The organism is Runella zeae DSM 19591, assembly GCF_000423565.1.
In the GTDB taxonomy this organism is placed as follows: Bacteria; Bacteroidota; Bacteroidia; order Cytophagales; family Spirosomataceae; genus Runella; species Runella zeae.
In genome coordinates this window covers 33,553-48,650 of sequence record NZ_AUIF01000045.1, presented here as the reverse complement: position 1 = coordinate 48,650, position 15,098 = coordinate 33,553, and the positions used below count along the sequence as shown (strand labels likewise).

Here is a 15,098-nt window from a genome sequence, read left to right as displayed (position 1 = left end):
AGTTTTAACGTTTTAAAAAAATATTGTTTTAGTATATAAATGTTTAAATGGCTGTTTCTTGGTAGTTGACTAAATAATTTGTATTTTAGTTGCAAAAATTAGCCATGTTTTTAATTTTATGCAAGAAAAAGTGAATAATTTTGCTCAAAATCTTTCTTACCTACGCGGAAAGCTAGCCGGAAAGGTATCTCAACAGCGGTTAGCTGATGAATTGGGGATGAAAAAATCTACCCTAGCCGCCTACGAATTAGGCCGAGCCGAGCCTAGTTTTGAGGATTTGATTCGCTTGGCGGCTTTCTTTGGCGTAACCATTGACGGGCTTCTGCGTAAAGACTTAAGTCGTGAGTTTCAGCCTTTTGCTTCAAACGACATCCGTGTGTTGGTGACGACAGTCGATAGCCAAAATCACGAAAACATTGAGTTTGTGCCGGTGAGGGCGATGGGCGGCTATGCCGAAGGCTACGGAGACATAGATTATATCAATCGACTGCCTACTTTTCAATTGCCTTTTTTATCCAGAGAGCGCAAATACCGTGCTTTTCCTTATGAAGGCGATTCTATGCCGCCTTTGAGAGAAGGGGCGGTAGTTTTTGGAGAATACATCGACCGCTGGGACGCCGTCAAAAGTGGCACGATTTGTTTGGTAGTTACCAAAGATGAAGGAGTTGTCTTGAAAAAAGTTTTTAATTATTTGGAAGAAAAAGGAGTGCTTGTACTTAAGTCACTCAATGAGCGCTATGCGCCTTATCCCGTGCGGAGGGATGAAATTCAAGAATTGTGGCGTTTTGCTGGCTATTTTGATTCAGAGTTTCCTTTGGCCTAAAATGTCACTTAAACTACCTGAATGCCTTCCGGTGGAGGGCATTCAGAACAAATATCTATTTATCAGTGTAAGCATTAATAACGGCACTAAGTGCTCTCTAAGAAATTTAACAGATTTATAAACTAGATTGACCACTGCCTGATACGTCAGCTTCATCATCTCCGCAACTTCTTCGTAGGTAAGCTGCACATAAAATCTCAGATAAATTGCTTCTTGTTGTCGTTTGGTAAGTTGGCTCATGAGGTGCGTCAATCGCTCTTTTTGGTCGGCATCGGTTTGTTGTTCGATAAGCCAATTTTCATGACTGATTTCAAACCACTCGTTGGGTTCTTCTTCTATGCTATCAAAACGGTTTTCTTTTCTTAACGCCCTTGTCAATTTGAACTTGAGCGCTTTGAAGAGATAGCCTTTTACCGACGTGACTTCGCTCAAATGCTCTTTGCTCGTCCATAGCTCAAAAAAAAGATCCTGAATACAATCGTCCACAAGCTGCCTATTACGGACCATTTTGTAGCCGTACAGATACAGAGGCTTGTAGTAGTTCTTAAAAAGGTCTTCGAAAGCTTTTGGATCGGCATTCAGAAAACCCTTCCACAATTGAGCTTCATCCATCTAACCAAAAGTTGTGTTTAACCTTATTACAAAAGCAAAGCAAAGTTAGACTATTCAAAGGGCGTGCAATTTTAAATTTTAATTAATAAAAAAAAAATAAGAAAAAAAATGATTATCCCGTGACGATTGATTGCACTGGTATAAGAAAGGAACAAACATTTGATATGAAGCCCGAACAATTGCTTACCGACGAAACCTTTTTAGGCTGGTATTTTAGGACTGATGATGATGCAATAAAAAAATGGGAACGCTTAATGCACGAAGATCCTCATTTGAAAGCGAATGTGGACGAAGCGGTGTCTTTACTGAAACTGATGCACACCGAAGATGAGACAACAGTAGATGAGCAGCAAATAGCGCAAGCAAGTACAAAATTGATGGCAAGAGTACAGGATTGGGAAAACACAAAACCTCTGAAACGCTCGCTAAAAAGTATCATTGTACGATGGACGATGCCCGTAGCCGCTAGTCTTTTGATGGCACTAGGAGTGGTTTGGTATGTGAATAAAGACTCAACTTCTAAGGTGTATGTGGCCTCAGAGAAAATGCTGGAATTAAAACTAGCCGACGGCTCTCTCGTCAAATTAAACAAAGGCTCAGAACTCAAAGTGACGGGTATGGAGCAAGAAGCCACCGGAAGTCGAGAAGTATGGCTCAAAGGGGAAGCCTTTTTTGACGTGAGTCATTTGCCCAATCATCGCGGATTTGTGGTGCATTCGGGAGAGGTGGATGTGGCGGTATTAGGGACACGCTTCAATGTCCGAAGTTTCTCCAATTCGACTTCGGTAGCCCTCGAATCGGGAAAAGTAGAATTGTCGATCAACAAAGTCAATTCCCAAAAACTATTGATGCAGCCAGGGGATTTGGTAGAATACTCAAATTCTTCGGGCAATTTAGTGAAAAGAGAGGTGAATGTTCAGAATTATGCGGCTTGGCAATCGGGCAAAGTGATTTTTGAAAACGCTACACTGTTAGAAATACAAAAAGTACTAGAAGAACGCTTTGGCCTGAAAGTGCAGGTAGAACAAGGAAGCGAACTGGGAGAATTTAATGGGGTATTTCCTGCCGACGACCCTGCCGTTCTTATCAATGCCCTCACCAAAGCATATCCTCATCAGGTAGTGCGCGTAGAGGGAGGGGTGCAGTTTAAAAAATCTGTTAATGATTGATTTACCATTTTTTAGAATACCAAACCACTGTCTATATGAAAAATTTCTGCAATCGAAAATCACGACATCGGGCTTTGAGCTTGCTGTTTTTTGGTCTTGCCTTTCAGGCATCTGCCCAATTACTAGCTTCGCGCGAAGTGACCGGAATTCAGCGTCATTATCAAAAATCAAGCAATGTTAAATCGCTAAAAAGTGCTCTAAAAGACCTTCAATCAAGATATAAAGTATCTTTTTCGTACGATCGCCGAACCATCGAAAACAAAAGCATCGATTATGGCTTACAGCAATTTGGGTCGTTGGAAAAAGAGCTAGAATTTATATCCTCTACCCTTAATCTACGTTATGAAAAACTTGATAAAAACCTGTACTTGCTCACGCCTCTGACAAAATGGGCAGGGTTGGGGCAGGAGCCACTGCCCGTTACTACGCCTAGTGCTATCACTCAAAGTACAGAGATACAAGCCCTTGCCTCGGTAAAAAAACTGGTAAAAGTGATTTCGGGAAAAGTGACTGCAAAAGCCGACGGAAGCCCCTTACCCGGGGTCAATGTGGTGGTAAAAGGTACCCAAACGGGCACGATTTCGGGTAGTGATGGCTCGTTTCGTATTGAAGTCTCTACTTCTGCTTCGATCTTGGTGTTTTCGTTTATTGGTTATCAAACCAAAGAAATTGTACTAGGAGACAAAACCACATTACAAGTGGAATTGGAAGAGAGTGCGATTATACTGGATGAAGCCGTGGTGACGGCCTTGGGTATCAAGCGCGAAAAACGCTCGCTGGGGTATTCAGTTGGCAATGTGGAAGGAACGGCCCTTACCCAAACTCCCCAGAACAATGTGCTCAATACGCTGGCGGGCAAAGTAGCAGGGGTGCAAATTTCGCAAATGGGCGGCGCTGTTGGTTCGTCGGTGAGTATGGTGATTCGGGGTGCCAACTCACTCAATAGCGACAATCAACCCTTGTTTGTGATTGATGGTGTGCCCGTTGCCAACCGCATGACCAACTCTTTTGCGGGAGCCGACATGGGAAATCCAATTTCGGATATCAACCCCAACGACATTGCCAATATCTCTATTTTGAAAGGCCCTAGCGCAGCGGCTTTGTATGGCTCTCGGGCAGGAAGTGGCGTAGTATTGATTACTACTAAGTCAGGTGCAGGAGGTAAAAAAGGAATCGGGGTATCGTTGAATACTTCGGTGGTAATGGACAAACCACTTGAATACGTGCAAGTACAAAACAAATTTGGCTCTGGCAAAACAGGCGCGCACGTACTAGAAGAAGCCGAAAATGAAAGCTGGGGACCCGCGCTAGATGCAGGCGAAAACTGGGTTTTGTGGAATAGTAACGGTCAAAAAGCCCCGCTGGTGTCGTATCCCAATCGCTTCAAAGATTTCTTTCAAACGGGGGTTACAAATACCAACAACGTGTCGGTCAATGGCAATTATGAAAAAGGTAATTTTCGCTTGTCGGCAGGAAACATGACCAACTCGGGCATTATTCCCAATACCGATTTGTCGCGTTTGACGATTGCCCTGAACTCTGCCTACAACATCACCGATAAGTTCCGTACTTCTGTGAGCTTGAATGTGACGCAATCGGGTTCTGACAATCGCCCTTTGATAGATGCCAGCCGTAACGACCCCGTTAGGAGTGTGTACGAAATAGGTTCGCAGGTCAATATCAATGATTTACGCGATTATTGGTTGCCAGGGCAAGAAGGCATAGCCCAGCGCAAGTACAAAGACAAGCAAAATAATCCTTTCTTTTTGGTATATGAAAACCTAACGGGTTTTAAACGCGACCGCACTGTTGCCAAGATTCAATTGGATTATGATTTAACCAACGAGTTGTCGTTGACGGGAAAATATGCCAGAGATTCTTACAGCGAGATGTTTGAATCGAAAAAAGCATACAGTAATTATGAAGCGTTGAAAGGGGGATACACGATTTCGAACGACTATCGAAAAGAGCAAAACTTCGATTTGATGCTCAATTATAAAAAGAATTTCGATAACAGTTGGAGCCTCAATGCCATGGCAGGTGCAAACCGTCTGGAGCAATATTACCAATCGCTTTATAATGCCACTACCGAACTGGTGATTCCGGGGCTATATACCATTGCCAACGGCGCTCCGGGAACGTTTAATCCTTTGAGTTCTTTTTCCCGAAAATTACTGTATGGAGTATATGCCTCGGCCTCTATCGGGTTCAAAGACTTGGTTTACTTAGATTTGACTGCACGTAACGATTGGACCAGTACGCTCAAAAAAGGCAACAATTCATACTTCTATCCGTCAGCTTCGTTGAGTTTATTGGTGTCGGAAGTTGTGAAAATGCCATCTTGGGTTGATTTTGCAAAAGTACGGGCAGGCTTTGCCCAAGTCGGAAACGACGTAGACCCTTACAGCCGTTCGCAGACCTTCAGTACTGCCTTAGACTGGGGTTCCGCCAAACGTATGTACATGGGCGGAATACTCCGAAACCCCGATTTGAAGCCTGAAATTTCGACTTCGCACGAGATTGGAGTGGATTTCAAATTCTTTAAAAATCGCCTTGGGTTGGAAGCTACCTACTACAAACGTGGCAACCGAAACCAAGTATTGTCTATTGTCACTCCTGTGGAGTCAGGGGCAAGCAACAAGCAGATTAATGCAGGTTTGGTGGAAAGTCAGGGCTTTGAGATTGGGATAGTGACGACTCCCGTCAAAACAAAAGATTTCTCGTGGGACATGAACTTTACTTTGACCCGCAACCGTACCTACATTCGTAAGTTAGCGGAAGGCATTAAGTATTTCTCGTTTACATCATACAGTGGGGCAGAGGTACGTACCTACGAAGGTGGCCAAATCGGGGATATTTATATGGCACCCATGCTGAGAGTCAAAGACAAGGCATCGCCTTATTATAACTACCCAATTGTGACGAGTGGGGGGCTTTATCAAACCGACAACGACCCGAACAATCTGGTAAAAATTGGTAATTTTAACCATGCTTTCTTGATGGGGATTCAGCCCACTATCCGCTATAAAAACCTTAGTTTATTTGCCAATATTGACTGGCGTCAAGGTGGACAGTTTTATTCCAATACCATGATGTTTCTTGGAAACAATGGGATGCTGGAAGAAACATTGTCGGGCGTAGCCTATGACCCTAACCGAAGCCTTCCTGAGCAAATCAAAGCCAATCCAGATATGTATCTCGGCAATTGGATTGGGGGTAGAAATGCCGCCTATGGTGGTCATGCTTGGCCAGAAGGAAGTACAGAAGCATCTAAACGCCTACAAGATGCCAGCCTCAACCCGGGCGTATTTGCTACAAAAGATGCGGCGGGCAATACGGTTTACGTCGAAAACTTAGGGGGTGCAGGCAGCAAATGGATTGACCCATTCAGTGCCTATCGCTATGCCAATCGCCCTTTCCCTGACCGTAATCTCTATAGTGCTACTTATGTCAAGTTGAGAGAGGTGTCGGTGACTTACTTTTTGCCCAAAAGCTTTGTCAGTCGTTTCAAAGTTCAAAATGCTTCCTTGTCGATTGTTGGAAACAATTTGTACATGTGGACTCGTCACGGAATCAAGGGGTTAGATCCCGAAAGAGCTTTCCGTCCGACGGGTACAAGCTGGTCGCAGGGGGTTGAATATTACAACGTGATGCCAATGACTGGCTCAATAGGTTTCAAATTGAATGTTGATTTTTAAAATTTGGGTAGATATGAAATTCATAAAAATAAAAAATGGAGTAGCTGCACTTACCTTAGGATGTTTGCTATTTTCTTGTCAAGATTTGACCGAAATCGACAAAAACCCCAATAGTCCCGAAGATGTTTCTTCTAATTATATCATGACCTACGTGCTTTCCAATACGGGCAAAACCATCTTTAGTTTGGGAAGAGACGGGTCGAAAATTGGGGCAGCAATGCAGTACATGCAAGCCGGTACCAACGAAGGGGCCGCTGTCATCAACCAATACGCTTGGACCCAAGAGTCGTGGAATGGCTACTATGAAATCCTGCGAAACAATCAGCTGATTTATGAAAAAGGTGTCAAAGAAAACAACCGTTTTTTTCAGGCCATTGCCCTCACGATGCGGTCGGTGGTATTTGGGCTATTGACAGATTTGTACGGAGATATTCCGTATACCGAATCACTGAAAGCCTCTTCTGGTTTGTTTTTTCCAAAATACGATGAGCAAGCGGCAGTGTATAAAGGCATCATGATCGACTTGAAGCAAGCCGTGACATTGCTAAATAGCCTTGAAAGTAAAGATGCCGTAAACCCAACTTCGGATATTTTATACAAAGGTGACGGTACAAAATGGCGCAAATTGGCAAACTCCCTTCGGTTGCGTTATGCCTTGCGTTTGGCTGACAAACGTTCAGAAATGAGTGCGATAGGAGTGAATATCCAAACGGAATTTACGGAAGCCGCCGCCGATGCTTTTGCAAGCAATAGCGATGATGCTTCTATGGCGTTTGTGGGTGCGAGTGCTGACAATTCCGCGCCGGGTGGCCCGCTCAACTCACCTAACCCTAATTACCTGCTCAAGCCTGGGCAACCCTTTGTCAGTAAATTGATTGCTTTGAATGACCCGCGCCTTCAGCGTTGGGTACAACCCGTACAGCGTAAATGGGATACCAAAGTAACCAAAGAAACGACCGTAACGGTGAAGAATATTTACGGGGAAAGTTATTCGGTAGTGTATGTGCCTGCTACGGCCGCTAATGTAGATACGTCACTGTACGTAGGCTTGCCAGTAGGTTTGCCTATTACGCAGGCCGTGGCCTACAACAAAGGCAACGACGCAACAGCCTACCACAACGAACGTAATCCGTACATTTCTTTCTTGCACGAACGCTACCGCAAAAACACGGATACCTACGTGACGATGAATCTGATGACCTACAGCGAAGTAGAGTTTATCTTGGCCGAAGCCGCTTTGGCGGGCAATTTTGGCGCTACAGATGCCGAAGGTCATTACAAAAAAGCCATTCGAGCTTCGATGGATAAAGCAGGGGTATTTACGGCTGCTTATGATTTTGACAAATACTATGCACAAACGACGGTGAGTTATGCCGCCGCTACCAACAAACTTGAGCGTATTATGGAGCAAAAATGGCTTTCATCTTGGTTTGGTATTGAATCATGGTTTGACTGGAGACGGACGGGCTTCCCTGCTTTGAAGGCGGGCGAAGTGGCACAGTATGGCAAAGTTTTACCCATCCGATATATGTACCCTGTTCCTAATCAAGACCCTTCCTATCTCACCAACTACAACTCGGCCGTTGAGCGTTTGGGAACTACTAATTACATCCCTGCCGGCCAAAGTAAAGATCACCCTTACGCCAAAATGTGGCTCATTCAGGGCACAAGTAAGCCTTGGAATTAAGGAATGCTAACCTTAGAAAGGTTCAAAACCTTTCTAAGGTTGTTTATCGGGCGTCGCGTGAGCTAGGCACGAGTAAGCCTTGGAATTAGGTAGTTTTGATTGTTAACTCGCTTTTATATTGACTTTGCTGACCTTTCCAAGGTTGTAGGCTCTCATACCACCCCGAATGACAGTTCGGGGTGATTTTTAATTTAATGTATTCACCAATGAAACGTATTTTAACAGGAATCCTCTTTTTTATTTTTTCTCAAATCGGCTATGCCCAATCGTGGATAGACCTAACCCAAGCTAGTATCAATCGGAGGCAAGCAGATGCCAACGAATTCAAAGAAATCGTAACGGTTTTGCAAGAAGAAATAGCGAATCGTTCGGGCGTTTTACCGAAAGTTTCTTCCAACTTTGAGGGAAATTCAGGAGCCAATATTTATTTGATGCTGGAAAAAAATATAACCGAACTACCGTCGACGTTGAGAGCTGAAGTACTTCGTTTGCCATTGCCCACGCGAGAAGGTTTTCGCTTGGTGGCAATGGCCGAAAAAAATGCCGTGGTGATTGTGGGTAAAGACGTAAGAGGAGTAATGTATGGCGTAGGGCGTTTGTTACGCAAGGCCGAAATTACCACAGGACGGGTACGCTTTCCTGCCGATTTCCGCATTTCTACCAGTCCAAAATACTTGGTAAGAGGACATCAGTTGGGGTATCGCCCCAAGACCAACTCTTACGATGCCTTTACTGTAGCCCAGTACGACCAATACATTCGTGAACTAGCACTTTTTGGCGCCAATAGCATCGAAATTCTCCCACCAGGCACCGACGACGAACCCACGAGTCGGCACATGAAACTCGCTACCTTAGACATGGTCAAAGAGCAAGCGCGGATTTGCCAACGCTACGGGCTGGACGTCTGGATGTGGTATCCCAACATTGGTAAAGACTTTACAACACCCGAAAAAGTAAAAAATGAGTTACTGGCCCGCGAAACGGTCTTTAAAGCAGTTTCTAAAATAGATGCGATTTTTGTGCCTGGCGGTGACCCTGGCGAGCTCGAACCTGATGAACTTTTTGAGTGGATGGACAAAGTGGCGGTGTTATTAAACAAATACCATCCAAAAGCGAAAATCTGGATTTCTCCGCAATCTTTCAAACCTACCAAAGCGTGGTTTGATTCCTTTTTTCGGCATGTCAACAAAGGATATCCTTGGCTTGGGGGAGTGGTGTATGGCCCTTGGGTAAAAGTGCCCATTGACCAAATTCGTAAAATCGTTAAGCCTTCGATTCCTATTCGCAACTATCCAGATATTACGCACTCCATTGCTTCCCAATATCCCGAACCTGATTGGGATCCTGCTTGGGCGGTAACGCTTGGGCGCGAAGCAGTAAATCCTCGCCCTAAAGACCAGAAGTTTTTCCATAATATCGTCGCTCCGTATTGTATTGGAAGCATAAGCTACTCAGAAGGAACCAACGACGACGTCAACAAATTTATTTGGAGTGACCAAGATTGGGATCCCAAAACGGACGTTAGAGAGACTTTGAAAGATTACAGCCGCTTGTTTTTTGGCGCAGACTTGGCGATGGATGGCGCGTTGGGCTTATCTGAACTAGAAACCAATATCAAGGGGCCGGTATTGGCCGCCAACCAAATCGAACGAACCCTGATGAGGTGGCAAAAAATGGAACAGTCGGCCTCAAAAACGCTTTTAGCTAATCCTCGTTTTCAGATGGGATTGATTCGGGCGTATTTTGATGCTTATGTTCGGGAAAGAAGTATTTACGAAACGCAGTTGGAACACCAAGCCTACGAAATTCTGAAGTCGGGCGAAGGTAGCTCGCAAGCCAAAGCGCAGAAAGCGATGGAAGTGTTGAGTAAAGCTTGGAATGTACCCGTCGCTGTTTCGTTAAGAGAAAGATGTTTGGCTTTGGCTGATTCGCTGCATCGGAGCATTGGGGCGCAGCTCACCGTCGCCAAACACGGAGCGATGCCAGGCCGAGGAAATTTTATTGACAACCTAGATTATCCCCTCAACGACGCGCCGTGGCTGATGCGTGAATTAAAAAAAGTGGAGAAAATGGACCCAGCGCAGGGGCAACAAGCATTAGCACGTTTACTTAGCCGAACTTATCCTGGCAAAGGCGGAATCTATGACCATTTTATGAATCCCACTAGCCGTGCAAGGGTATTGCCTACCAAATACAACTGGAACAACGACCCCGAAAGCCTCCAATCATCGCGAATAGGCTATGGAATGAATTTGCCCAAAGACTATTTTGATAGCTTTCCGCGAATGAGTACACCAGTACCAGCTGTACCCAGAGCGTGGACGAGCCAAATCGAAGTGTTGTACGATAATGTCTTGAAAATCAAGTATGATCAATTAGAAAAAGGGGCTAAATACAAAGTGAAAGTGGTGTACAGTGGAAGGTTTAAGTCGAACCTACGCATGATGACCTCCGACGGCCTCCTTATTCATGATTATATCAAATTAGGCGAACAACCTGAATACGAATTTGAAGTACCTCATCAAGCCATTAAAAACGGTGAGGTGATATTTCAGTGGAATTGTAAAGAGGCTGAGCGAGGCTTGCAAGTAGCCGAAGTATCATTGATTCGGGCAGACTAACTTGCTTTGCGTCAGAGACGCAAAACCTTCTTGCTCCCAAATGACAGTTTGGGGGCAGGTTTGGTGAGTAGGAACAAGAAAGTTATTGCCCATCGTTGATAGTTAGATGAACAGATACAGGCTTATGGTCGCTGGTTTTTTGATTTGAATTAAGACGAGAATTTACAAAGTCATGAACTTCATGTTCTACTAATCCTGCGTTAGGCAGAACCGTGATTTTGAGATGATGGTTGACCAATGCTTGCGTAAACAAAATATGATCAAGTAAAATCTGGGGAGGGCGCTGGGGTTCTACAAAATCTTTGAAATTGACAGTCCAGCGCAAGTCGGCGGCATAATCAAACAAGGCATGGTTCAAGAATTTGTGTGCCGAAAAAATATCACCTTGGATGTTTGAAATCAAATCGAAAAATAAATATTGATTTTCAAAGTATTCTTTTCCGGGACCATCATTAAAGTCTCCTAATATAAAGATAGCGGGTTTGGTATTTTGGGTAAAACGTTTGTTGATATATTGCCGGATATTTACGGCTTCGGTCGCCATTTTGATACGCGCTTCTAACGATTTTTGGATGAACTCTTGTTTTCGGGCGGGGTCTTTCCACATGCTTTGGCCTTGGTTAACAAATTTGCTTTTGAGGTGCGCTCCTATAAACTCTACTTGTTGTCCTTCAATATCTAGAATAAGTACTTGGGGTTGTCTATAATGGTAATGCGATTTTGCCTCAAAATTTCCCCAAAAATTAACAGACCAGTTTTTGCCACCCGTGTAGTCATACCATGTTTGGGTAGGGAGAAGTCGTGCTGAAGCCAAATAAGGAAAATCACTCTTTACCAAAAACCAAATCCATTGGTTTCCCAAAATACCATAATCGTTGTTTTGAGCTTTGATGGCAACGTATTCGTTATTGAAAAGCTGAGTGCAAACGGCATCAATTTTAGCCTCACTATTGGGCCCCTCTACAACGCATAGGATATCAGGGGAGATCGTAAGAATTTCTTCTCGAATACCATCACGACGGCGTATTTGATTGGTGTTGAGGGTTGTTCCACTCAATTTATCTAAGTGCTCAATGTTCCAAGTAGTAAGTTTGATTGTTTTCATTGTATTCGATATTTATAGGATAAAAATAGCGATTCTAAATGTCCTCATAATGAAATATTTATCAAGTGGTAAGGTTAATGCTATACAGGATGTTTTATTTCAGAAAAAAGCGGAGTACGAAAGGGTGAATTACACTATTCAAAACATCGTTTGGGAAGTTTAATAGTATCCTGAATAAAAACCACAGTATTAATAAACTCAATGGGTATTGGGTAAAACAATCACTACATCTCTAAATGCGAAGGTAATAGAAGTGTAAATTTTGAAGATTTGATTTATATTTTATGTAGTGGTCAATATTTTTGTAGATGCAAACCAATTATCTTGGCCTTTAAGAGCTATTATATGATTGGGGAAGTCTATTTTATAAATATTTTGCCTATTTGTAATGTTTTGTTAATAACTATAAGTTGGTTTATGAATCAAATAAAATTAGTACGCGTCGTATTGATTTTGCTATTGTGTGGCGTGGCTATTGGAAGCTTTGCCCATGGAGTAGATGATAGCACCAAAGCATTTTTACTAGGCAATGAAGGCACGGCTTTTATGGCTTTTCTGTACATTGGAGCTAAACACATGCTGACCGGATATGACCATATTTTGTTTTTGGTCGGGGTTATTTTTTTTCTTTACCGCCCCAAAGACATTCTCATTTATGTTAGCTTCTTTACGCTAGGCCACAGCCTGACTCTGTTGCTAGGGGTGTTGGGAGATATTTCTATCAATGCTTATCTGATTGATGCTATCATTGGTTTTTCTATTGTTTATAAAGGGTTTGACAATTTGGGTGGATTCCAAACCTTGTTTGGCTTTCAGCCCAATACTAAAGTAGCTGTGTTGATATTTGGGTTGTTTCATGGCTTTGGGCTAGCTTCTAAGTTGCAGGATTTTAAAATGGAAAAAGAAGGTCTGATTACCAATTTGATTGGCTTCAATATTGGTGTGGAAGTAGGCCAATTTTTAGCTCTTATTTTTGTACTTTTATTGATAAGCATCTGGCGAAACTTTGACAGTTTCAGACGATTTTCTACCATTACCAATACGATTTTGATGACTGCTGGCTTTATTCTGATTGCTTATCAACTTACTGGTTACTTTTTCTATTAAACCTATTCCTATAAACCTATGTCCGACATAAACCAGCCCCATTTAGAAAAAAGACAAATCATCAAAGCCACCTTCATCGCACTAGTAATAGGAGTAGGGGTGTTTGTGATTGCGATTTTACCCGCAGAATACGGCTCTGATCCTTTAGGTACGGGAAAACTACTGGGACTCAATCGCCTCTACAATTATAATTACCATCAAGCAGCTACTGCCGTTGAAATCTCATCGACGCCGATACTGACCATCTCTGATTTAGGGTCAGACCCGTCGGTACCTATGCCCAAAGAAGCCCATAATCCTGCTCCTGAAAAGCAATATGCCGACCGAGAAGATACGGTCAGCATTCGGGTACCGGCAGGGAAAGGGCTTGAATTCAAAATGAATGTTTTAAAATATGGCAAAGTAAAATACGAATGGGTGACCGACCGTGGTGTTTTGTTCAGTGATTTTCACGGCGAAGTCAAAGAAGAAAACCCCGACCCCAACAAAAAAGAGTATTTCCAAAGTTATACAGAAGCCTATTCTAATAATGTCATCGGTACCTTTTTAGCTCCCTACGAGGGGCGTCATGGTTGGTACTTTAAGAATAATAGCAAGACTGATATAGTAGTCAGTATCAAACTGAAAGGGCAATATACGCTCTGATATTGTAGGTTTGGGATAGTATAACCAAGGAGGTTATGTTTTTACCGATTTGGTTAATGGATTGGCTAGCAAAGTTCAAAACTATCCGTTAACTTTCAGAAGTTTTATTAACCCAAACTAATTCATCAATACACTATGAGAAAAATACTGCAAGTACTCTTGTTGGGTATAGGCACAATCGCGCACATCAATGCACAAAAAGCCGATGATAAAGCCTATGTTACTTCACAACTCGACAAAAAATACGCAAGTTATTGCCAAATCGCCAAGCAGATTTGGAACTATGCTGAGCTTGGCTACCTTGAATCTAAAAGTTCGGCCCTTTTGCAAGAAACCCTTCGTAAATCTGGTTTTAAGGTAGAAAGTGGTGTCGCCGACATTCCTACGGCTTTTGTGGCTTCTTACGGCAGCGGTCAGCCGGTGATTGGGATTTTGGCCGAATACGACGCTTTACCAGGGCTATCTCAAGACTCTGTTCCTTACCGTAAACCGCTCATTGAAGGCGGAACGGGACATGGATGTGGCCATAATCTCTTCGGAACGGCCTCGGTTGCGGCAGGCATAGCTCTTAAAGACTGGTTGCTTCAAACCAAAAGAGCAGGCACTGTCCGGGTGTATGGTACGCCTGCCGAAGAAGGTGGCGGTGGCAAAGTATATATGGTAAGGGCTGGGCTGCTAAAAGACGTGGATGCGGTGATTCACTGGCACCCTGGCGACGGCAATAGCGCCGACGCTAGTACTTGTACGGCGGTTATCCAAGGGATGTTTCGTTTTTATGGCAAAACCGCCCACGCTGCTGGTGCTCCCGAACGAGGACGCTCTTCCCTAGATGGCGTAGAAGCGATGAATGTGATGGTGAATATGATGCGAGAGCACGTAGATGAGCGCAGCCGTATTCACTACGTCATTACGAAGGGAGGCTTAGCGGCCAATGTCGTGCCTGACTTTGCCGAAGTAGAATACATGGTGCGTCACCCTGACGTCACCGAAGTTAAACAAATATGGGAGCGCGTTATCAAAGCAGCAGAAGGAGCAGCCTTAGGCACAGGGACTACCATGAAATACGAAGTTATTACGGGTATTTATGGGCTTCTTCCCAACGAAACACTTGCCAAAGTGATGCACAGCAATCTCCAAAAACTGGGTGGAGTTAGTTACAATGCCGAAGAAATGGCTTTTGCTAATAAATTGCGGGTATCGTTTGAAAACGCAAAAATACCACCTCTCTCAAGAGCATCTGAAGTTCAGCCTTATCGGTTGAGTCATTTTCCTGCTTCTACCGATGTGGGAGATATTAGTTATGTAGTTCCTACGGCGGGCTTATCGACCGCGACTTGGGTACCCGGTACCGCAGCCCATACGTGGCAGGCGGTGGCTGCTGATGGCATGAGTATTGGATATAAAGGAATGCTTTTGGCCGCCAAAACCCTCGCATCAATGGGCGTGGATTTGTTTACCCAGCCAGAACTAGTGAGCCGTGCCAAAGCAGAGTTTCAGCAAAAATTGGATGGTGTAAAATATGCGCCTCTTATTGGCGACCGCAAACCTCCGCTCGACTATCGCAAGGGACTTTAAAATAAACAACAATTTCTTTTGAAGATTAGCTATGGAAGTGAGCCTGTAAAAAGGCT

10 protein-coding genes are annotated in these 15,098 nt (G+C 43.7%); 8 read left to right on the top strand and 2 right to left on the bottom strand.

Annotated elements, in window-relative coordinates; genetic code table 11:
- Positions 1-118 precede the first annotated feature (118 nt).
- Positions 119-823 (top strand): XRE family transcriptional regulator, encoded by a 705-nt coding sequence (locus tag G563_RS34745; RefSeq protein ID WP_051210980.1) that lies wholly within the window; start codon positions 119-121, stop codon positions 821-823.
- A 42-nt stretch (positions 824-865) separates the two neighbouring features.
- Here G563_RS34745 and G563_RS0114140 read toward each other — a convergent pair whose 3' ends face one another.
- A complete protein-coding gene (locus G563_RS0114140; protein WP_028665887.1) occupies positions 866-1,435 on the bottom strand; it encodes an RNA polymerase sigma factor in 570 nt (189 codons plus the stop codon).
- Positions 1,436-1,599: 164 nt separating this feature from the next.
- On the opposite strand from G563_RS0114140, the gene G563_RS37015 reads away from it, so the two are divergent.
- From G563_RS37015 to G563_RS0114120, 4 genes are all read left to right on the top strand, one after another.
- Positions 1,600-2,604, top strand: a complete 1,005-nt coding sequence (locus G563_RS37015) for a FecR family protein (RefSeq protein ID WP_028665886.1) — start codon at positions 1,600-1,602, stop codon at positions 2,602-2,604.
- A 35-nt stretch (positions 2,605-2,639) separates the two neighbouring features.
- Positions 2,640-6,302, top strand: a complete 3,663-nt coding sequence (locus tag G563_RS0114130; RefSeq protein WP_051210979.1) for a SusC/RagA family TonB-linked outer membrane protein — start codon at positions 2,640-2,642, stop codon at positions 6,300-6,302.
- Positions 6,303-6,315: 13 nt separating this feature from the next.
- The gene (locus G563_RS0114125; RefSeq protein WP_169579760.1) at positions 6,316-7,989 is read left to right on the top strand and encodes a SusD/RagB family nutrient-binding outer membrane lipoprotein; all 1,674 of its coding nucleotides are present in this window, start codon (positions 6,316-6,318) and stop codon (positions 7,987-7,989) included.
- Between the two features lie 206 nt (positions 7,990-8,195).
- Positions 8,196-10,610 carry a hypothetical protein gene (locus tag G563_RS0114120; RefSeq protein ID WP_028665883.1) on the top strand — a complete coding sequence of 805 codons (2,415 nt, stop codon included), beginning with the start codon at positions 8,196-8,198 and terminating at the stop codon, positions 10,608-10,610.
- An 82-nt stretch (positions 10,611-10,692) separates the two neighbouring features.
- On the opposite strand, the gene G563_RS0114115 is transcribed toward G563_RS0114120, so the two are convergent.
- Complete coding sequence (locus tag G563_RS0114115) at positions 10,693-11,715, bottom strand: endonuclease/exonuclease/phosphatase family protein (RefSeq protein ID WP_028665882.1); 1,023 nt, start codon at positions 11,713-11,715, stop codon at positions 10,693-10,695.
- 417 nt (positions 11,716-12,132) lie between these two features.
- Between G563_RS0114115 and G563_RS0114105 the strand changes: the two genes are divergently transcribed.
- The 3 genes from G563_RS0114105 (at position 12,133) to G563_RS0114095 (ending at position 15,042) form a co-directional block, all read left to right on the top strand.
- Positions 12,133-12,822 carry a HupE/UreJ family protein gene (locus G563_RS0114105; RefSeq protein WP_028665881.1) on the top strand — a complete coding sequence of 230 codons (690 nt, stop codon included), beginning with the start codon at positions 12,133-12,135 and terminating at the stop codon, positions 12,820-12,822.
- An 18-nt stretch (positions 12,823-12,840) separates the two neighbouring features.
- Positions 12,841-13,467, top strand: coding sequence for a hypothetical protein (locus G563_RS0114100; RefSeq protein ID WP_028665880.1), 627 nt, complete (start codon positions 12,841-12,843; stop codon positions 13,465-13,467).
- A 135-nt stretch (positions 13,468-13,602) separates the two neighbouring features.
- Complete coding sequence (locus G563_RS0114095; protein WP_028665879.1) at positions 13,603-15,042, top strand: amidohydrolase; 1,440 nt, start codon at positions 13,603-13,605, stop codon at positions 15,040-15,042.
- Positions 15,043-15,098: the final 56 nt, after the last annotated feature.

Excerpts from the sequence above, each read along its gene's own strand:
- G563_RS0114095 (WP_028665879.1), top strand. The coding sequence starts at position 13,603 with ATGAGAAAAATACTGCAAGTACTCTTGTTGGGTATAGGCACAATCGCG.
- G563_RS0114100 (WP_028665880.1), top strand. The coding sequence starts at position 12,841 with ATGTCCGACATAAACCAGCCCCATTTAGAAAAAAGACAAATCATCAAA.
- G563_RS0114130 (WP_051210979.1), top strand. The coding sequence starts at position 2,640 with ATGAAAAATTTCTGCAATCGAAAATCACGACATCGGGCTTTGAGCTTG.
- G563_RS37015 (WP_028665886.1), top strand. The coding sequence starts at position 1,600 with ATGAAGCCCGAACAATTGCTTACCGACGAAACCTTTTTAGGCTGGTAT.
- G563_RS0114125 (WP_169579760.1), top strand. The coding sequence starts at position 6,316 with ATGAAATTCATAAAAATAAAAAATGGAGTAGCTGCACTTACCTTAGGA.
- G563_RS0114115 (WP_028665882.1), bottom strand. The coding sequence starts at position 11,715 with ATGAAAACAATCAAACTTACTACTTGGAACATTGAGCACTTAGATAAA.
- G563_RS34745 (WP_051210980.1), top strand. The coding sequence starts at position 119 with ATGCAAGAAAAAGTGAATAATTTTGCTCAAAATCTTTCTTACCTACGC.
- G563_RS0114140 (WP_028665887.1), bottom strand. The coding sequence starts at position 1,435 with ATGGATGAAGCTCAATTGTGGAAGGGTTTTCTGAATGCCGATCCAAAA.
- G563_RS0114120 (WP_028665883.1), top strand. The coding sequence starts at position 8,196 with ATGAAACGTATTTTAACAGGAATCCTCTTTTTTATTTTTTCTCAAATC.
- G563_RS0114105 (WP_028665881.1), top strand. The coding sequence starts at position 12,133 with ATGAATCAAATAAAATTAGTACGCGTCGTATTGATTTTGCTATTGTGT.